The following is an 18,475-nucleotide window of genomic DNA, read 5'->3' on the forward strand; positions in this document are numbered from 1 at the left end:
AGTGGACACTGTGGCACTGCCGCGGCCGGCCGCGCCACCGGGGTCACCAGGTGGTGAAGGACTCGTGGGGAATCAGTGGTGGAAGGCGGTCGCCACCGACGAGGGGCGGTCCAGCGGACCGGACTGGCGGTGCAGTTCCGGCAGCAGCCGGGCGAGGTCGGCCATCAGCAGGTCGGCCAGGTCCTCGGAGAAGCCGTTGCGGCACACCACCCGCAGCACCGCCAGGTCCTGCCGGTCGGCGGGGTAGGTGTAGGCGGGCACCAGCCAGCCGTGCTCGCGCAGCCGCCGCGAGACGTCGAAGACGTCGAAGGAGGTGACGTCGGGCGCCGTGGTCACGGCGAAGACCGGCAGGTCCTCGCCGCCGGTGACCAGGCGGAACTCCTCCAGGTCCGCGAAGCGGTCGGCCACCGACGTGGCCACGTCCCTGCTGGTCTGCTGCACCGCCCGGTAGCCGTCCTTCCCCAGCCGCAGGAAGTTGTAGTACTGCGCCACCACCTGGGCGCCCGGGCGGGAGAAGTTCAGCGCGAAGGTCGGCATGTCGCCGCCCAGGTAGTTCACCCGGAAGACCAGTTCCTCGGGCAGCGCGGCGGCGTCCCGCCACAGCGCCCAGCCGACACCGGGGTAGACCAGGCCGTACTTGTGCCCCGAGGTGTTGATCGAGGCGACCCGCGGCAGCCGGAAGTCCCACACCAGGTCCTCGTCGATGAAGGGCGCGACCATGCCGCCCGACGCGCCGTCCACATGCACCGGGATGTGGATGCCGGTGCGCTCCTCGTACGCGTCCAGCGCCGCGCAGATCTCCGCGACCGGCTCGTAGGAGCCGTCGAAGGTCGAGCCGAGGACGGCGACCACCCCGATGGTGTTCTCGTCGCACAGCGCCAGCGCGGAGTCCGCGTCCAGGTGCAGCCGGTCGCCGCTCATCGGGGCGAGCCGCGCCTCGACCTCCCAGAACGTGCAGAACTTCTCCCAGCACACCTGCACGTTGGCGCCCATCACCAGGTTCGGCCTGGCCGTCGCCGGATAGCCCTCGGTGCGCCGGGACCAGCGGCGCTTGAGCGCCATTCCGGCGAGCATGCACGCCTCGGACGACCCGGTCGTCGAGCAGCCGACCGCCGCCTCGGGGTCCGGCGCTTTCCACAGGTCGGCGAGGATCGCCACGCAGCGCCGCTCCAGCTCGGCGGTCCGCGGGTACTCGTCCTTGTCGATCATGTTCTTGTCCCGGCACTCCGCCATCAGGACGTCCGCCTGGGGTTCCATCCAGGTGGTGACGAAGGTGGCCAGGTTCAGCCGGGAGTTGCCGTCCAGCATCAGCTCGTCGTGCACGAGCTGGTAGGCCGCGTACGGCGTCATCGGCCCGTCCGGCAGCCGGTGCTTGGGCGGGGCCGTCGCCCGCCCGGGGACGGGGTCGGCCTCGCCGACGAAGGGGTTCACCGCGATCGCCCGCGGGCTGCCTGAGCCTTTGTGCAGTGCCATGGCGTCACAATATGTCCGGATTTGCCCGCCTGTCGCGAGGGGCGCGAACGGGGACGCCGCTACTCCAGACGCGGCTGCCGCGCAGGGGCCGGGCAGATGCGCTGGCCCTCGTGGTCGAAGACGTACAGGTGCGCCAGGTCGACCAGGAGGGGGACGCGGTCGCCGCGGCGCACCCGGATGTCGGGGCCGGTGCGGACGACCAGGTCGCCGGTCTGCGTCTCGGGCGTCGTGGGCCGGTCCATGACCGACACCGGCGCCTGCTGCGGCTTGGGCGGCACGCCGTTGGACGACGAGGAGGCGGAGCCCTCCCGCTCCATCACCGTGGCCTGGATGCGCCGCGCGGCCTTCTGCGCGAGCTTGCCGAGCCCCACCCCGCTGCTGCCGCCCCGGCGCGAGCCGTTCCGTGCCGCCGCGGCCGGCCGCGGCGCCTCCAGCTCGGGCACCAGCGCGGGACGCGACCCGGTGTTGAGGTGCACCAGCGACTCGTGGCCCTGGTACTCCACGTGCTCCACGATCCCGCTCAGCACCACCTCGCCGGCGTGCGCCTGGCTGGGCTGCGCGATACGCACCGCCTCCGAGCGCAGCCCGACGATGATCCGGCGGCCCTGCTGGATGCGCAGCATCTGGTGGTCGTAGCTCAGCGGCTCCGGCAGCCCGAGCCGCTGCCGGCCGAAGTCGATCCACATGCCGCCGGTGAGCGGGGCGATGACGGTGGCCTGGAGCAGGTTGATCCGCGGGGTGCCGACGAAGGCCGCGACGAACACGTTCTCCGGCAGGTGGTACGCCTCACGCGGGGTGCTGATCTGCTGCAGCACACCGCTGCGCATGATCGCGACCCGGTCCCCGAGGGACATGGCCTCTGCCTGGTCGTGGGTGACGTACACGGTCGTGACGCCCATGCCGTGGGTGAGGCGGGCGATCTCCGCACGCAGGTGGGCGCGCAGCTTCGCGTCCAGGTTGGACAGCGGCTCGTCCATCAGGAAGACCGACGGGTGCCGGGAGATGGCCCGGCCCATGGCCACACGCTGGCGCTCACCGCCGGAGAGCTGGCCCGGGTAGCGGTCCAGGATCTCCTCGATGCCGAGGATGCGGGCGGTCTCGTCGACCCGCGGCCCGTGCTCCTCGCCGGGCATCTCGAACCGCAGCGGGAAGCCGATGTTCTCCCGGCTGGTCATGCTCGGGTACAGGGCGAAGTTCTGGAAGACCATGGCCATCCGGCGGTCGCCGGGCGCGAGGTCGTTGGAGTACTCGCCGTCGAGCAGCAGCTCGCCCGTGGTGATGTCCTCAAGCCCCGCGATCATCCGCAGGACCGTGGACTTGCCGCAGCCCGAGGGGCCGAGGAGCACCAGGAACTCCCCTGGCGCGATGTCCAGCGAGAACCGGTCCACGGCTGGCGACGGCTGCTTCGGGTAGTACTTGGAAACTTCGTGCAGGGTGATGGCGCGAGTCATAACGGGAGCCGCCAGGTGGTTCGGACGCAGTGACGGGGCACGTGGGGGGATGACTTTCCGGACATGCGGTGGTGCGCGGGTGACACTGCGGAGAAGGTAGTCCACTACTCGCAGGTTGCGGAACGTTTGTATCAACACTGCATTGATACTTTTGGATCGTGACGAACCTCGCGCTCGGTCCGAGCTGGCTCTCTCCCGACCATCTGATCAACACCTACGGCCTGTGGGGCGTACTGCTGATCGTGTTCGCGGAGTGCGGGCTGCTGATCGGATTCTTCCTGCCCGGCGACTCGCTGCTGTTCACGACCGGTCTGCTGGTCGCCGGCGGCACCCTGGACAAGCCGCTGTGGGCGGTCGCGCCGCTCATCGCGGTCGCCTCGGTACTGGGGCAGCAGGCCGGCTACCTGTTCGGCCGCAAGGTCGGCCCCTCGCTCTTCAGCCGCCCCGACTCGCGGCTGTTCAAGATGGAGAACATCGAGAAGGCACACGGCTTTTTCGAGCACCACGGCTCGAAAGCCATCGTGATGGCCTGCTTCGTGCCGATCGTCAGAACGTTCACCCCGATCGTCGCAGGCGTCAGCCGAATGAACTACCGCACCTTTGCCACCTTCAATGTCATCGGCGGCACCCTGTGGGGCGCCGGCGTCACCCTGCTGGGTTACTGGCTGGGACAGATCGAATTCGTCAAGGACAACATCGAGGCCATCCTCGTCCTGGTGGTGCTGGTGTCCGTGGTGCCGCTGGCCATCGAGTACCTGCGCTCCCGCGGCAAGGCCAAGACCGGCTCGGAAGCCGCCGGGTACGAGGCCGGCCCGGACGCCGACACCACGCCCGAGGTCATCGGGGCGCCGCGGGGCGGCCGGCACCGCGCGCAGAAGAACTGAGGCCGGGCGGGTGACGGGCGGCGGCGGCCCGGGCGCGGGGGAGGAGCCGGAAGCGGGCCAGGGCTCCGCCTTCACGCCGCCCGAAGGCATCCCCGTCGTCGCACTGCCGCCGGGCGACGCCCGCTGGCAGGACCGCATGCGCACCTTCGTGCGGCTGCCCGTCACCGAGCGGCCAGGCCCCGAGGCCGCCTTCGCCGCCAGGCCCGAGGGCGGGCACACCGTCTCCGTGCCCCGGGTCCTCGACCTGACCCTGCGCATCGGCGAACTCCTGCTCGCCGGCGGCGAGGGCGCCGAGGACGTCGAGGCCGCCATGCTCGGCGTCGCCTACGCCTACGGGCTCGCCCGGGTGGAGCCCAACGTCACCTTCACCCTGCTGGGCATCTCCTACCAGCCCTCGCTGACCGACCCGCCGCTCACCAGCAGCCGCACGGTGCGCCGCCGCGTCACCGACTACACGCGGCTCGCGGCCGTCTACCGCCTCGTCGACGGCATCACCACCGGTGAGGCGACCCTGGAGGACGCCTACCGGCGGCTCGCCGACATCCGGCGCAACCGGCACCCGTACGGCAGCTGGCTGCTCACCGGCGCCGCCGGGCTGCTCGCCGGCGCGGCCAGCCTGCTCGTCGGCGGCAACCTCATCATCTTCCTGGCCGCCGGGGTCGCCGCCATGCTCGGCGACCGGCTCGCCTGGCTGCTCGCGGGGCGCGGGATCCCCGAGTTCTACCAGTTCGCCGCCGCCGCCATGCCCGCCGCCGCGATGGGCGTCCTCGTGGACCGCGCCCACTGGATCCCCGGCGCCGCCGGCGTCCAGTCCTCCGCCGTCATCACCGGCGGGCTCTTCGCGCTGCTGCCAGGCCGGGCACTCGTCGCCGCCGTGCAGGACGGGCTCACCGGCTTCTACATCACCGCGTCGGCGCGGCTGCTCGAAGTGATCTACCTCGTCGTCGGCATCGTCATCGGCGTCACCCTGATCCTCTACGCCGGCGTCCACTTCGGCGCCGACCTCAACCCCGACCAGGCCATCCGCGCCTACGACCACCCCTGGGTGCAGCTCGTCGCCGCGATGGTGCTGACGCTGGCCTTCGCGGTGCTCCTGCAGTGCGAACGCGCCGTGCTGCCGCTCGCCACGCTCAACGGCGGCGTCGCCTGGACCGTCTTCGGCGTCCTGCACCAGCAGGCCGGCGGCAACCAGGTCGCCGCGACGGCCGCTGCCGCCGGGCTCGTCGGGCTGTTCGGGCAGCTCATGGCCCGCTACCGGTACGTGTCCGTACTGCCGTACGTGACCGCGGCCATCGGGCCGCTGTTGCCAGGGTCCGCGACGTATTTCGGACTTCTGGCCTTCACGCAGAACCATGCGTCGCAGGGCTTCACGCAACTCACCAGGGCTGCGGCCCTGGCGCTCGCCCTCGCCATCGGGGTGAACCTCGGCAACGAGATCGCCCGCCTCGCCCTCCCGACCCCGGGGCCTGCGGCCCCCCGCCGCGCCGCCAAGCGCACCCGCGGGTTCTAGGGGTGCCCTTGCGGCAGGCGGTTCGCCTGCCCGCCGGTGGGGGCTGGTCGCGCGGTTCCCCGCGCCCCTGGGTGGTTGCCACTTGCTGTGGCGTTGCTTCTTTCCCGTTCCTCGGGTTGGGCGCGCAGTTCCCCGCGCCCCTTCAGGTCCTGCCTCTTGCGGTGGGCGGTCGGCTTCCGGTGCGTGGTGGTTGGTCGCGCAGTTCCCCGCGCCCCTGGGTGGTTGCCCTCTTCCCGCAGGGCCTGCGCTTTCAGGCGGCGCCCTGTGCCTGGGAGGGTGGGCGTTTTTCAGGGGCGCGGGGAACTGCGCGACAAGCTCCCGGCGGCGGAGAGGCGATCGGGCGCCGGAAGGGGCAGGAAGCTGGGGGCTCGCCCCCTCAGGGGGCGGAGAGGGATGTGGCCAGGGCGTCCAGGGCGGATTGGGCCGAGACCGGATTCGTCGTGCCCTGGGTCATGAAGGAGAAGGCCAGGACACGGCCGGTGGGGGTGACCGTCACCCCGGCGATCGTGTTGGTGCCGGTGAGGGTGCCGGTCTTGGCGCGGACCAGGCCCGCGCCCACGGCACCGTGGTACCGGGACGCCAGCGTCCCGGTGAAGGACGCGACGGGGAGCCCGGCGAGGACGGGCCGGAGTTCGGGGTGGGCCGGGGACGCCGCGAGAGCGAGGATGTGCGTGAGGGTCGCGGGGGTGAGCGCGTCGACGTGGTCGAGCCCCGAGCCGTCGGCGAAGACGGCGTGCGCGAGCGGCACACCGTACTGCCGCAGCGCGGCCCGTATGGCCTGCGCGCCGCCCGCGAAGGAGGCCGGCCGCCCGGAGGCGATGGCGACCTGCCGGGCCAGCGCCTCGGCCAGGTCGTTGTCCGAGTCGGTGAGCATGCGCTCGACGAGGGCGCTGAGCGGCGCGGACTGGTGCGCGGCCAGCTGCGTACCGCCGGCGCCGCGCCCGCGCGCGGGGTGCCCGGTGACGTGGATGCCGTGGCCGCGCAGGAGCGCGGCGAAGGACGTGGCCGCGGCGAGGGCCGGGTCCGTGGCGCGCTTGGCGATGCCGCTGGTGCTGTGGTCGAGCCGGCCTTCGCGGACCATGAGCGCGGTGACGGGCGCGAGGTTCTCGTTGACGCCGATGGGGTGCATCAGGGGGCCGGTGTAGAGCGACGTGTCGTAGCCGAGGCGGACGGACGTGGTGCCGCGGGCGCGCAGTGCGGCGGCGGTGTCGGCGGCGAGCCGGTCGAGTTCCAGGGTGGGGTCGCCGCCGCCGACCAGCACGATGCGCCCGGGGGCGGTGGTGACGACGCTGGTCGTCAGGGTGTGGTCGCCGCCGAGGAGGCCGAGCGCCGCGGTGGCGGTGGCGAGCTTGGTGGTGGACGCGGGGGTTGAGGCGATGCCTGACCCGTGGTCGTAGAGCACCGCCCCCGAGGTGACGTCGAGCACGGCCCCGGTGCGTACCGTGCCGAGCGCAGGCGACTTCATCAGCGGTGCGAGCCTGGCGGCGACCTGCGCCGCGGTCTCCGGCGCCCCGCCGCCGGCGGCGGCCAGGACGGGCGCGGCAGAGGGCGCGGGCGGCGCCCCCTGCGTCAGGGGCGCGGCCGCGGCGGGCCGCGGCTGCGCATGGCGGCCGTCGCGCGCGGCGGCATGCCGCCGCTCGGCCTTGCGCTGCCCGCCGTCCCACGGCCCCGCCGCGGCCACCGCACCGGCGGCGACGACCGCGCCTATTGCCGCGGATATCGCCACCACCTGCACGTTCCTGCTGTGCGGCACCGCCGACCAGCCCCTTTCGCGACCACCCACCTGCGTGGGAGACACTTAATCACCCGCAGTATGCGCTGATCATGGAGGAGTAGGGCCTTGGAGTTCGACGTCACGATCGAGATCCCGAAGGGTTCGCGGAACAAGTACGAGGTGGACCACGAGACCGGTCGTATCCGCCTGGACCGCCGGCTCTTCACCTCGACCAGCTATCCCGCCGACTACGGCTTCATCGAGAACAGCCTCGGCCAGGACGGTGACCCGCTGGATGCGCTGGTCATCCTGGACGAGCCGACCTTCCCCGGCTGCCTGATCACCTGCCGCGCCATCGGCATGTTCCGCATGACCGACGAGGCCGGCGGCGACGACAAGGTGCTGTGCGTGCCGGCGTCCGACCCGCGGGTGGAGCACCTGCGGGACATCCACCACGTCAGCGAGTTCGACCGGCTGGAGATCCAGCACTTCTTCGAGGTCTACAAGGACCTGGAGCCCGGCAAGTCCGTCGAGGGCGCCGACTGGGTGGGCCGCGCCGAGGCCGAGGCGGAGATCGAGGACTCCTTCCGCCGCCTCAAGGAGCACGGGCCGGGCCACTGACGGCCGCTGCCGCATCGAGCACCTGCCGTGTACGCCCGAGGGGCGGGCCTGGGGAATGTCCCCCGGCCCGCCCCTCCGGCTTGTGCGCGGCGCCCCAAAGCGCGGACCGGCAACGTACCGTGAAGGCATGACGAGCATCGGTGGAAGCGAGATGGTCGACTGGAACCTCGCCGTGGCCACGGCCCAGCGGCTGACCCGGCCGGGGCCCGAGGTCAGCAGGGACCAGGCCCGGGCGATCGTCGCCGAGCTGCGCGGGCACGCGCAGGACTCGGAGGCGCATGTGCGGGGCTTCACCCGCATGTACGGCGACGGGGACGGGGACACGCCGCCGCACGGCACCCCGGTGCTGATCGTGGACCGGGCCGGCTGGGTGAAGGCGAACGTGGCCGGCTTCCGTGAGGTCCTCAAGCCGCTGCTGGTCAAGATGCAGGCGCGCAGGCCCGGCGGCCCCGGCGGTGCGGTGCTCGGCACGGTCGGCGGCAAGGTCACCGGTGTCGAGGTCGGGATGCTGCTGAGCTTCCTGTCCTCGCGGGTGCTCGGGCAGTACGAGACGTTCGCGCCGCCCACCCGCGAGCTGCCCGCAGGCCCGGTCAAGCCGGGACCCGGCGAGTCGCGGGCGGGCCGGCTGCTGCTGGTCGCGCCGAACATCGTGCAGGTCGAGCGGGAGCTGGACGTGGACCCGCACGACTTCCGGCTGTGGGTGTGCCTCCACGAGGAGACGCACCGCACGCAGTTCTCGGCGGTGCCGTGGCTGCGCGACCACATCGAGGGCGAGATCCAGTCCTTCCTGGGCGAGACGGAACTGGACGCCTCTACCGTCATCGAGCGGGTCCGGCAGGCCGTGCAGTCCTTCACCGGCGCGAACGGCACCAAGGACGAGGAGGCGGCGTCGCAGGAGGCCGCCGCCGAGGCGCCCGACGACGGGCGGAGCCTGGTGGACCTGGTGCAGACGCCGACGCAGCGGGAGATCCTGGCCCGGCTGACCGGCGTGATGTCGCTGCTCGAAGGCCACGCCGACTACGTGATGGACGGTGTCGGCCCCGAGGTCGTGCCGAGCGTCGCGGAGATCAGGGAGAAGTTCAGCCGCCGCCGGGCCACCGGCGCCGGGCGCCTGGACCAGGCGCTGCGCCGGCTGCTGGGCCTGGACGCGAAGCTGAAGCAGTACCGCGACGGCGAGCGCTTCGTGCGGGCCGTGGTCGACGAGGTCGGCATGGACGGCTTCAACAAGGTGTGGACGTCGCCGAACACGCTGCCGACGAAGGCGGAGATCGGGAAACCCGCGGAGTGGGTCGCGCGAGTGCACGCGAGGACCTCCGACGGCTGACGAGCGAGCACCCGCAGTGGCCGGCCGAGGAACGAGGCCGTCCGCGGAGGGTGTGAGGCGGAAGACGGAGCGACAAGAGGTCGGTTGAGGCCCTTCACGCCCCCGGTTCACCCGTCCGAGGGACCGTAGACGCAGGGTAGGGCGTGCGATGCTCGGGTAATGCCCAGAGTTCTGTCACCATCTGGATACCCTGCGTCATCTCCTCTCGTCGATCCTGCTCACCGCAGCCATCACAGCCTCCTCAGGAGGGAACCGGACATGGGACCCCACCCCACGGTCGCGGCGATACGCCTGGCGGTCCGCCGCGTCCTGCACGACGTCCTCGACTCGTCCGCAGAGCCGCACCCCGTGGTGCTCGCCGCGTGCAGCGGCGGCGCCGACTCCATGGCGCTCGCCGCCGCCCTCGCCTTCGAAGGGCCGCGGCTCGGCGTGCGGGCCGGCGCGGTCACCGTCGACCACGGCCTGCAGGACGGCTCCGCCGTCCGCGCGCAGGAAGTGGCCGGCCGGCTGCGCGCACTCGGCCTCGACCCGGTGGACGCGGTCGGCGTGACCGTCGGCCGCCAGGGCGGACCCGAGGCCGCGGCCCGCGACGCCCGCTACGCGGCACTGGACGCCGCCGCCGACCGGCGCGGCGCCGCGGCCGTACTGCTCGGCCACACCCGCGACGACCAGGCAGAAACGGTGCTCCTCGGGCTCGCCCGCGGTTCCGGCATCCGGTCCCTGTCGGGCATGGCCGCGGTCTCCGGCGCCGGCGGCCGCTACCGGCGGCCCTTCCTGCTGCTGGACCGCGACACGGTGCGCCAGGGCTGCCTGGCCCAGGGCATCACCGTGTGGGAGGACCCGCACAACCACGACCCCGCCTACACCCGCTCCCGGGTCAGGCACGAGGCGCTGCCCGTACTGGAGAAGTCGCTCGGCAAGGGCGTGGTCGAGGCGCTGGCCCGCACCGCCCAGCTGTCCAGGGACGACGCGGACGCGCTCGACCAGTGGGCCGCCGACGCCCAGGCGGACGCGGCGGGCGACGACGGCAGCCTGGACGTACGCCGGCTGGCCACGCTGCCGGCCGCGGTACGCCGCCGGGTCCTGCGCAGGACCGCGATCGCGGCGGGCTCGCCGCCGGGCTTCCTGTTCGCCCGGCACATCGAGGAGGTGGACCGCCTGGTCACCGGCTGGCACGGGCAGAAGGCGCTCAACCTGCCGGGCGGCGTCGCTGTGCTGCGGGCCAATGGCAGACTGGTCTTCTCGCCGTCGTAGACGCGCCGACGTGGACCCGAGCAGCTGAGGGACGTACCAGGCAGTGAACGAGATCGACATGGGCACCGACCTGGAGAAAGTGCTCATCTCCAAGGCAGAGATCGACGCCAAGCTGGTGGAGCTTGCCGCGGAGATCGACCGGGACTACGCGGGCAGGGACCTGCTGATCGTGGGGGTGCTCAAGGGCGCCGTCATGGTGATGGCGGACCTGGCCCGCGCCCTGTCGAGCGAGGTCACCATGGACTGGATGGCGGTGTCGTCCTACGGGGCGGGCACCAAGTCCTCCGGCGTGGTGCGCATCCTCAAGGACCTGGACACCGACATCGCAGGCCGCGACGTCCTGATCGTCGAGGACATCATCGACTCGGGGCTGACCCTCTCCTGGCTGATCAGCAACCTGGGATCGCGCGGCCCCGCCTCCCTGGAGGTCTGCACCCTGCTGCGCAAGCCGGAGGCGGCCAAGGTGGAGATCGACGTGAAGTACACCGGCTTCGACATTCCCAACGAGTTCGTCGTCGGATACGGCCTCGACTATGCGGAGAAGTACCGGAATCTGCCCTTCGTGGGGACCCTGGCCCCGCACGTGTACGGCGGCTGACACGCGGCAGGCACGCGGCCGGCCGGGCAGCCGGCCGCCGCCCGGCACCGCACAGGGAACCGATGGCTCCTTCCCAGCGTTGGAGCAGGGGAAAGCGGGTTGGTTAACAGTCGGCGGCGCCCTCGGGTGACAATGCTGGGGTACCGTCCGAAGGTCGGGTCATTACAACACCGGATGCACGCGCCGCCAGCAGGCGGCGGTGCCTCACTGTGGCAGGAGGGACGGGGCGGTTTCGCCCCGCATGGATGGACGTGAAGCGCTATTTCCGTGGGCCAGTGATGTGGATCGTGCTGGTTGTCCTCGCCGTGGTCGTGTTGATGCAGGTCGTCGGATCCGGCGGCGGCTACAAGACGGTGGACACCGGCGCGGTCCTGCATGCGATCGACACCAACCAGGCCAAATCAGCCGAGCTGACCACCGGGGACGACAACTCCATCAAGGTGCAGCTCAAAGACGGCGTGAAGATCGAGGGCAGCTCCAAGGTCAGGGCCAGCTACATCGGCGACCAGGGTGCCGCGATCGCCGCCGACCTGCAGCGGATCGTGGACGGCCAGGTCAAGGGAGTCCAGCTCCCCGACAAGTACACCGTCTCGCAGTCCAAGCAGAACGCCTTCCTCGGCATTCTGCTGTCGCTGCTGCCCTTCGTCCTGATCGTGGTGGTCTTCCTCTTCCTGATGAACCAGATGCAGGGCGGCGGTTCGCGCGTCATGCAGTTCGGGAAGTCCAAGGCCAAGCTGATCACCAAGGACACCCCCAAGACGACGTTCGCCGACGTGGCCGGCTGCGACGAGGCGGTGGAGGAGCTCCAGGAGATCAAGGAGTTCCTGCAGGAGCCCGCGAAGTTCCAGGCCGTCGGCGCCAAGATCCCCAAGGGCGTGCTGCTGTACGGCCGCCCCGGTACGGGCAAGACGCTGCTCGCGCGGGCCGTCGCCGGTGAGGCGGGCGTCCCGTTCTACTCGATCTCCGGCTCCGACTTCGTGGAGATGTTCGTCGGTGTCGGCGCCAGCCGGGTGCGCGACCTGTTCGAGCAGGCCAAGGCGAACGCCCCGGCGATCGTCTTCGTCGACGAGATCGACGCCGTCGGCCGGCACCGCGGTGCGGGCCTGGGCGGCGGGCACGACGAGCGCGAGCAGACCCTCAACCAGCTGCTGGTCGAGATGGACGGCTTCGACGTGAAGGGCGGCGTGATCCTGATCGCCGCCACCAACCGGCCCGACATCCTCGACCCGGCGCTGCTGCGCCCGGGCCGCTTCGACCGGCAGATCGCGGTCGACCCGCCGGACCTGCAGGGCCGTCTGGAGATCCTCACGGTCCACCAGAAGGGCAAGCCGATCGCGCCGGACGTCGACCTGATGGCCGTCGCCCGCCGCACCCCCGGCTTCACCGGTGCGGACCTGAGCAACGTGCTGAACGAGGCGGCGCTGCTCACCGCGCGCAGCGACAAGAAGCTGATCGACAACAACGTGCTGGACGAGGCCATCGACCGCGTCGTGGCCGGCCCGCAGAAGCGCACCCGCATCATGTCGGACAAGGAGAAGAAGATCACCGCGTACCACGAGGGCGGACACGCCCTGGTCGCGGCGGCCTCGCCGAACTCCGACCCGGTGCACAAGGTGACGATCCTCTCCCGCGGCCGCGCCCTGGGCTACACGATGGTGCTGCCCGACGAGGACAAGTACTCGACCACGCGCAACGAGATGCTCGACCAGCTCGCCTACATGATGGGCGGCCGGGCGGCCGAGGAACTGGTCTTCCACGACCCGACCACCGGCGCGTCCAACGACATCGAGAAGGCCACCGCCACCGCCCGCGCGATGGTCACGCAGTACGGCATGACCGAGCGCCTCGGCGCGATCAAGTTCGGCTCCAGCGACTCCGAGCCCTTCCTCGGCCGTGAGATGGGCCACCAGCGCGACTACTCGGAAGAGGTCGCCGGGCTGGTGGACGAGGAGGTCAAGAAGCTGATCGAGACCGCGCACAACGAGGCCTGGGAGATCCTGGTCGAGAACCGGGACGTCCTGGACAACCTGGTGCTGGCCCTGCTGGAGCGGGAGACGCTCAACAAGGAGGAGATCGCCGAGATCTTCGCCCCGATCGTCAAGCGCCCCACGCGTCCGGCCTGGACCGGGTCCGCCCGGCGTACGCCGTCCACCCGGCCCCCGGTGCTCTCGCCGAAGGAGCTGGCGCTGACCAACGGCAGCCAGCCCTCCAACGGCAACGGCCCGGCGGCCATCACCACGACCAAGCCGCCGACCGAGCCGGCCGACCTGCCCGAGGACGGCAGGAACGACAGCTGAGAAGCCGCAGGTCCGGGAGGCTCCCGGAATGAAGGCCGCGGCCCCGGGGTTTTACCCTGGGGCCGCGGCCTTTGTCGCAAGCCGCACCAGAACCAGCACCACGCAGCAGGAACGAGGCACCATGACCGACCCTGTGACACTCGACGGCGAGGGCCGGATCTCCGAGTTCGACGAGAAGCGGGCCGCCGCGGCGGTACGCGAGCTGCTGCTCGCCGTCGGTGAGGACCCCGACCGGGAGGGCCTGCGGGAGACCCCGAACCGGGTGGCCCGGGCCTACCGGGAGATCTTCGCCGGCCTGTGGCAGGAGCCGGAGGACGTGCTGACCACGACCTTCGACCTCGGGCACGACGAGATGGTGCTGGTCAAGGACATCGAGGTGATGTCGTCGTGCGAGCACCACCTGGTGCCCTTCGTGGGCGTCGCGCACGTCGGCTACATCCCCTCCGCGAGCGGCAAGATCACCGGCCTGTCCAAGCTGGCCCGGCTGGTCGACGTCTACGCCCGCCGCCCGCAGGTGCAGGAACGTCTCACCACGCAGATCGCCGACGCGCTGATGCGGATACTGGAGCCGCGCGGGGTGATCGTGGTCGTGGAGTGCGAGCACATGTGCATGACGATGCGCGGGGTGCGCAAGCCCGGGGCGAAGACCATCACCTCCGCGGTGCGCGGGCAGCTGCGCGACCCGGCCACGCGATCCGAGGCGATGAGTCTGATCATCGGCAGGAGCTGAGGCCGCGGGCCTGCACATGTCCGCGGGCCTGCTCAGGGCGCCAGGTGTGCGCTGAGCCACTCCAGGGCCGGGGGGATCTCGCGGGCCCAGGTCGTGAAGTTGTGGCCGCCGCTCGGCAGGATGATCGAGGACACGTGGGTGGGGCCGCCCGCCGCCGCGATGAAGCGCAGGGTCGCCCGGTAGTTGCGCTCGCCCTGCCGGCTGCTGGTCACCAGCAGGTTCACCGCCGGGTGCGGCAGGTGGGCCAGGCGCCACATGAGGTCGTTGGAGGCGCGGCGGGCGGTGCTGCCGCCGTAGAGGTCACCGGTCGTGGCGTCCTTGGGGGCGCCGTAGTCCGCCGACAGGCCCACCGCGCTGCCGTACGAGCCGGGGTCGCGCAGGGCGAGCTTGAGGGCGCAGTAGCCGCCCGTGGAGTCGCCGATGATGCCCCAGCTCGCCGGGCCCGCCCCGATCCGGTAGCGGGCCGACAGGGCCTTCGGCAGGTCGTGGGCGAAGAAGGTCTCGGTCTGCGGCCCGCCGGGCACGTCCGTGCACTCGGTGTCCCGCGGCGGAGCGACCGTCGGCCGCATCATGACCAGGATCATCGGCCGGGCGGTGCCGCGCCGCACCTGCCCCGCCGCGACCGTCGGATACTTCAGCTTCTTGTACAGCGCCTCCGCGGTGCCCGGGTAGCCGGTGAGCACCACGGCGGCGGGGAAGCGGCGGTGCGGCTCCCTGAAGTACTGCGGCGGCAGGTAGACGTACGCCGTCGTCGTGATGCCCGAGGTGCCGCCGCCGACCGCGATCTTCTGGATCTGGCCGCCGACCCGCGGCACCGTGCCGCCGGCGACGTTGACGTGGACGGTGCCCAGCACCCGCATGCCGCCCTCGGCGGGTGAGCCCCCCGCGTGGTCGACGACGACGCCCGGGGTGGTCTCCATGCCGAAGAGGTCGGCCCAGGAGGCGTAGAAGCCGAAGGAGTAGTTCGCGGCCAGGCCGAGCGCCGCGACCAGGGCCAGCTGTGTGCCCAGCAGCACACCGACCCTGCCCAGCACCGCCAGCGGACCGCGCCTGGCCAGCCGCGGCCACAACCACACGGTGGCGGCGAAAAGCGCCAGCGCGAGCAGAGCGGCGGCCAGCAGCACCTTCTTACTCGTGAGACCCATGTCGGCAGGTGTACTTTCTGCGTCGGCGTCCAGTTGTGCCGCCCGGGACGGAACCCGGACGGCAGAAGTCGCGTCCTAGAGGGCGCAAATTCTTCGTACTGGAGCAGATTGCGGGACATACCCGTGATTTCCGGTGATGCTGTGGTTTGGGTGACCCATGTCTGTGCTGCTAGAGGGTGAAAGCCCGGCCCGGGTTCCGTCGGCGGTGGACGATGTCCGCTGACCGGGAGCCGGCCGAGCGCCGGCACATCTGGCCCGTGCGGTCCGCCGCCGTGCCGAAGATCATCGGCACCGCGACGGCCGTGATCGGCCTGCTCGACGTGGTCTCCGCGGTCTTCCCGGCCTTCCGCAACGGCCGTATGCACCACATGGCCGCGGTCTTCCCCGGCACCGTCAGCTCGCTGGCCGCCGCCACCTCGGTGGTCACCGGCATCCTGCTGCTGATGCTGGCCCACGCCCTCAAGCGCGGAAAACAGCGGGCCTGGTGGGCCGCGGTCGCCCTGCTGCCGGTCGGCGCCGCCACCCAGCTGATCTACCGGCACTCCTTCTTCGGCGTCGGGGTGTCCCTGGCGCTGATGACGGTGCTGCTCCTGCACCGGCAGGAGTTCACCGCCCTGTCCGACCCGCGCACCCGCTGGCGGGCGCTGCTGAACTTCACCGGGCTCAGCGCCGTCGCCTTCTGCCTCGGCCTGGTCATCACCAGCGCCCACCCCGCCTCCGAGCGCGGCAACCCCGGCTTCCTCGACCGCTGCCAGCACGTGCTGCTCGGCCTGTTCGGCGTCTCGGGACCCGTCGACTACACCAGCGACCGGGTCGACGACGTCGTCGGCTTCTCGCTCGGCGGCCTCGGCCTGCTCATCGCGATCTCCACCGTCTACCTCGCGCTGCGCCCCGCGCGCCCCGTCGCCGAGCTGAGCGAGGCCGACGAGAACCGGCTGCGCGGCCTGCTGGCCCGGCACGGCGCCCGCGACTCGCTCGGGCACTTCGCGCTCCGCCGCGACAAGTCCGTGGTCTTCTCGCCCAGCGGCAAGGCCGCGGTCTGCTACCGGGTGGTGTCCGGCGTGGCACTGGCCGGCGGCGACCCGATCGGCGACGTCGAGGCATGGCCCGGCGCCATCGAGCGCTTCATGGAGCTGGCCCGCGCCCACGCCTGGCTGCCCGCCGTCGTGGGGTGCAGCGAGACCGGCGGCGAGGTGTGGACCAGGGAGACCGGCCTGGACGCGCTGGAGCTGGGCGACGAGGCCATCGTCGACGCGGCCGACTTCACCCTCCAGGGCCGCGCCATGCGCAATGTGCGGCAGATGGTCAAGCGCATCGAGCGCTCGGGGTACGAGTGCCGGGTGCGCCGGGTGCGGGAGCTGACCGAGGGCGAGAAGCAGAAGGTGCGGCTGGCCGCCGACGCCTGGCGCGGCACCGACACCGAGCGCGGCTTCTCGATGGCGCTCGGCCGCTTCGGCGAGGACCTGGACGGCGACTGCGTTGTCGTCACCGCCCACAAGGAGCGCGAGCCTGGCGCACCGCACCCGGAGCTGGGCGACCTGCGGGCCGTGCTGCACTTCGTGCCGTGGGGTGCCGACGGCATGTCGCTGGAGCTGATGCGGCGCGACCGCAGCGCCGACCCCGGTCTCAACGAGCTGCTGATCGTCGCGGCACTCCAGCAGGCGCCCTCGCTCGGCGTGGTCCGCGTGTCGCTGAACTTCGCGATGTTCCGCTCGGCCCTGGCCCGCGGCGAGCGGATCGGCGCGGGACCGGTGCTGCGCGGCTGGCGCGGCCTGCTGGTCTTCCTGTCCCGCTGGTTCCAGATCGAGTCGCTGTACAAGTTCAACGCGAAGTTCCAGCCGGACTGGGTGCCGCGCTTCCTGGTCTTCCCCAACTCCCGCGACCTGCCCAGGATCGGCTTCGCGATCATGCAGGCCGAGGGCTTCGTCAACCTGTCGCTGCCGCTGCCCGCCGTCGTCCAGCGCTTCCTGCCGGGCCGCGCCGACCGGCCCCCGCACCGGCACCGCACGGGGTACGCCGCCGCGCCCGGCACCGCCGCGGGCTTGTCGCGGGACTCGGGCAAGCGGAGTGCGGTCGCCTGACCCGTACCGCCTACGCTGGGCGCATGAGTACCCAGCAGGGTCCGGCAGGACCCGTAGGACTCCCTCAGTGGGACCGCTGCGCGGTCATGGGCGTGGTCAACGTCACGCCCGACTCCTTCTCCGACGGCGGGCGGTGGTTCGACCCCGACGTCGCCGTCAAGCACGGCCTGGACCTGGTGGCCCAGGGCGCCGACCTGGTCGACGTCGGCGGTGAGTCCACCCGGCCCGGTGCGGCACGGGTCGACGAGGCCGAGGAGCTGCGCCGGGTGCTGCCCGTGGTCCGCGAGCTGGCCGCGGCGGGCGTGCTGGTCAGCGTCGACACGATGCGGGCCGCCGTCGCCGAGCAGGCCGTCGCCGCGGGCGCCCGGCTGGTCAACGACGTCAGCGGCGGCCTGGCGGACCCGGGCATGGTCCCGGTGGTGGCCGCGGCCGGCGTGCCCTTCGTCGTCATGCACTGGCGCGGCCAGAGCATCGACATGAACAACCGCGCCGTCTACGCCGACGTCCTCGCCGAGGTCGTCGCGGAACTGCGCACCAGCCTGGACCGGGCCGTCGCAGGCGGTGTCGACCCCGGGCGCATCGTCCTCGACCCGGGCCTGGGCTTCGCCAAGGAGGCGGGACACGACCTCACCCTGCTCGCCCACCTCGGCGCGCTGCGGGCGCTCGGCCGGCCGCTGCTGGTCGCCGCCTCCCGCAAACGCTTCCTCGGCCGGGTCCTGGCCGGCACCGCGGGCGACCCGCCGCCGGCCCGCGAACGCGACGCGGCCACCGCCGCGGTGACCGCCATCGCCGCGCGCGAGGGCGCCTGGGCGGTGCGGGTGCACGAGGTGCACGCCAGCGCCGACGCCGTACGGGTGGCGCGCGCCATCGAGGCGGCGGCCGGGCGGACCGAGACCGGGCGCACCGCGGCGGAGGCGGGCGCATGACGCCGCGCACCGCGGAGGCCCGCGCCGTCGAGCGGGCCAACCAGGCCTTCTACGACGCCGTCGAGAACTCCGACCTCGACGCGCTGGAGAAGGTCGTCCTCGACGGCCCGCTCGCCGAGTCCGTCGCCGTCGTCCACCCCGGCTGGCCGGTGCTGCGCGGGCGCCGCGAGGTGATGCGCTCCTTCGCGCTGATCATGGCCAACACCGACTACATCCAGTTCTTCCTCACCGACGTCGAGGTCGGTGTCGACGGCGACGCGGCCGTCGTCACCTGCACAGAGAACATCCTCACCGGTGGCCCTGCCGAGGACGACGGTTCGGCCGGCTCCCTGGTCGGCGGCCTCGTGGTGGCCACCAACGTCTTCCGCCGCACCTCCGACGGGTGGCGGCTGTGGGTGCACCACGGCTCCCCGGTGCTGGCCGAGGAGGACGACGAGACCGCAGAAGCAGAACACGAGGAGTGAACG

15 protein-coding genes are annotated in these 18,475 nt (G+C 72.0%); 11 read left to right on the plus strand and 4 right to left on the minus strand.

Translation table 11 applies throughout. The annotated features are described in order from the left end of the window. Positions 1–72: 72 nt before the first annotated feature. Together gad and JT723_RS29460 are read right to left on the minus strand one after the other, a co-directional pair. On the minus strand, positions 73–1,473 hold the full coding sequence (gene gad, locus JT723_RS29455) for a glutamate decarboxylase (RefSeq protein ID WP_205047883.1): 1,401 nt from the start codon (positions 1,471–1,473) through the stop codon (positions 73–75). Between the two features lie 59 nt (positions 1,474–1,532). Then, on the minus strand, positions 1,533–2,924 hold the full coding sequence (locus JT723_RS29460; RefSeq protein ID WP_205047884.1) for an ABC transporter ATP-binding protein: 1,392 nt from the start codon (positions 2,922–2,924) through the stop codon (positions 1,533–1,535). 158 nt (positions 2,925–3,082) lie between these two features. Between JT723_RS29460 and JT723_RS35535 the strand changes: the two genes are divergently transcribed. After that, the gene (locus JT723_RS35535; RefSeq protein WP_251513005.1) at positions 3,083–3,808 is read left to right on the plus strand and encodes a DedA family protein; all 726 of its coding nucleotides are present in this window, start codon (positions 3,083–3,085) and stop codon (positions 3,806–3,808) included. Between the two features lie 10 nt (positions 3,809–3,818). Next, positions 3,819–5,318 carry a threonine/serine exporter family protein gene (locus JT723_RS29465; protein ID WP_251513003.1) on the plus strand — a complete coding sequence of 500 codons (1,500 nt, stop codon included), beginning with the start codon at positions 3,819–3,821 and terminating at the stop codon, positions 5,316–5,318. Between the two features lie 376 nt (positions 5,319–5,694). On the opposite strand, the gene dacB is transcribed toward JT723_RS29465, so the two are convergent. Next, a complete protein-coding gene (gene dacB / locus JT723_RS29470) occupies positions 5,695–7,071 on the minus strand; it encodes a D-alanyl-D-alanine carboxypeptidase/D-alanyl-D-alanine endopeptidase (protein WP_251513002.1) in 1,377 nt (458 codons plus the stop codon). Positions 7,072–7,158: 87 nt separating this feature from the next. Between dacB and JT723_RS29475 the strand changes: the two genes are divergently transcribed. From JT723_RS29475 to folE, 6 genes are all read left to right on the plus strand, one after another. Continuing rightward, the gene (locus tag JT723_RS29475) at positions 7,159–7,653 is read left to right on the plus strand and encodes an inorganic diphosphatase (protein ID WP_033173553.1); all 495 of its coding nucleotides are present in this window, start codon (positions 7,159–7,161) and stop codon (positions 7,651–7,653) included. A 127-nt stretch (positions 7,654–7,780) separates the two neighbouring features. After that, positions 7,781–8,977 carry an Rv3626c family coenzyme F420 biosynthesis-associated protein gene (locus JT723_RS29480; protein WP_205047887.1) on the plus strand — a complete coding sequence of 399 codons (1,197 nt, stop codon included), beginning with the start codon at positions 7,781–7,783 and terminating at the stop codon, positions 8,975–8,977. A 258-nt stretch (positions 8,978–9,235) separates the two neighbouring features. Further along, positions 9,236–10,231, plus strand: coding sequence for a tRNA lysidine(34) synthetase TilS (gene tilS, locus JT723_RS29485; protein ID WP_205047888.1), 996 nt, complete (start codon positions 9,236–9,238; stop codon positions 10,229–10,231). Between the two features lie 43 nt (positions 10,232–10,274). Continuing rightward, positions 10,275–10,829 carry a hypoxanthine phosphoribosyltransferase gene (hpt, locus tag JT723_RS29490; protein ID WP_307794049.1) on the plus strand — a complete coding sequence of 185 codons (555 nt, stop codon included), beginning with the start codon at positions 10,275–10,277 and terminating at the stop codon, positions 10,827–10,829. A gap of 245 nt (positions 10,830–11,074) precedes the next feature. Next, entirely contained in the window at positions 11,075–13,126 is a 2,052-nt protein-coding gene (gene ftsH, locus JT723_RS29495; RefSeq protein ID WP_205047889.1) for an ATP-dependent zinc metalloprotease FtsH, read from the plus strand. A gap of 121 nt (positions 13,127–13,247) precedes the next feature. Beyond that, the gene (gene folE / locus JT723_RS29500; RefSeq protein ID WP_205047890.1) at positions 13,248–13,856 is read left to right on the plus strand and encodes a GTP cyclohydrolase I FolE; all 609 of its coding nucleotides are present in this window, start codon (positions 13,248–13,250) and stop codon (positions 13,854–13,856) included. 32 nt (positions 13,857–13,888) lie between these two features. Here the strand turns inward: folE and JT723_RS29505 are convergent, their stop codons facing one another. Beyond that, positions 13,889–15,001 (minus strand): alpha/beta hydrolase, encoded by a 1,113-nt coding sequence (locus JT723_RS29505; RefSeq protein ID WP_205047891.1) that lies wholly within the window; start codon positions 14,999–15,001, stop codon positions 13,889–13,891. Positions 15,002–15,213: 212 nt separating this feature from the next. Between JT723_RS29505 and JT723_RS29510 the strand changes: the two genes are divergently transcribed. Genes JT723_RS29510 through JT723_RS29520 form a run of 3 tightly spaced genes read left to right on the plus strand, consistent with a single transcriptional unit; the run spans position 15,214 to position 18,472 of the window. Next, positions 15,214–17,082: a phosphatidylglycerol lysyltransferase domain-containing protein gene (locus JT723_RS29510; RefSeq protein ID WP_205047892.1), complete on the plus strand. Its 1,869-nt coding sequence runs from the start codon at positions 15,214–15,216 to the stop codon at positions 17,080–17,082. A gap of 23 nt (positions 17,083–17,105) precedes the next feature. After that, positions 17,106–18,008 carry a dihydropteroate synthase gene (folP, locus tag JT723_RS29515; protein ID WP_205047893.1) on the plus strand — a complete coding sequence of 301 codons (903 nt, stop codon included), beginning with the start codon at positions 17,106–17,108 and terminating at the stop codon, positions 18,006–18,008. Then, positions 18,005–18,472, plus strand: a complete 468-nt coding sequence (locus tag JT723_RS29520) for a nuclear transport factor 2 family protein (protein ID WP_205047894.1) — start codon at positions 18,005–18,007, stop codon at positions 18,470–18,472. The genes folP and JT723_RS29520 overlap by 4 nt, the downstream gene beginning before the upstream one ends. The last annotated feature ends 3 nt before the right edge of the window (positions 18,473–18,475 follow it).

The sequence above is a fragment of the Actinacidiphila bryophytorum genome (assembly GCF_016916835.1).
GTDB lineage: Bacteria > Actinomycetota > Actinomycetes > Streptomycetales > Streptomycetaceae > Actinacidiphila > Actinacidiphila bryophytorum.

Bases quoted from the DNA above. Each gene is read 5' to 3' on its own strand.
- JT723_RS29460 (WP_205047884.1), bottom strand. From the start codon at position 2,924: ATGACTCGCGCCATCACCCTGCACGAAGTTTCCAAGTACTACCCGAAG.
- JT723_RS29480 (WP_205047887.1), top strand. From the start codon at position 7,781: ATGACGAGCATCGGTGGAAGCGAGATGGTCGACTGGAACCTCGCCGTG.
- JT723_RS29505 (WP_205047891.1), bottom strand. From the start codon at position 15,001: ATGGGTCTCACGAGTAAGAAGGTGCTGCTGGCCGCCGCTCTGCTCGCG.
- folP (WP_205047893.1), top strand. From the start codon at position 17,106: ATGAGTACCCAGCAGGGTCCGGCAGGACCCGTAGGACTCCCTCAGTGG.
- gad (WP_205047883.1), bottom strand. From the start codon at position 1,473: ATGGCACTGCACAAAGGCTCAGGCAGCCCGCGGGCGATCGCGGTGAAC.
- JT723_RS29510 (WP_205047892.1), top strand. From the start codon at position 15,214: ATGTCCGCTGACCGGGAGCCGGCCGAGCGCCGGCACATCTGGCCCGTG.
- tilS (WP_205047888.1), top strand. From the start codon at position 9,236: ATGGGACCCCACCCCACGGTCGCGGCGATACGCCTGGCGGTCCGCCGC.
- ftsH (WP_205047889.1), top strand. From the start codon at position 11,075: ATGGACGTGAAGCGCTATTTCCGTGGGCCAGTGATGTGGATCGTGCTG.
- JT723_RS29520 (WP_205047894.1), top strand. From the start codon at position 18,005: ATGACGCCGCGCACCGCGGAGGCCCGCGCCGTCGAGCGGGCCAACCAG.
- folE (WP_205047890.1), top strand. From the start codon at position 13,248: ATGACCGACCCTGTGACACTCGACGGCGAGGGCCGGATCTCCGAGTTC.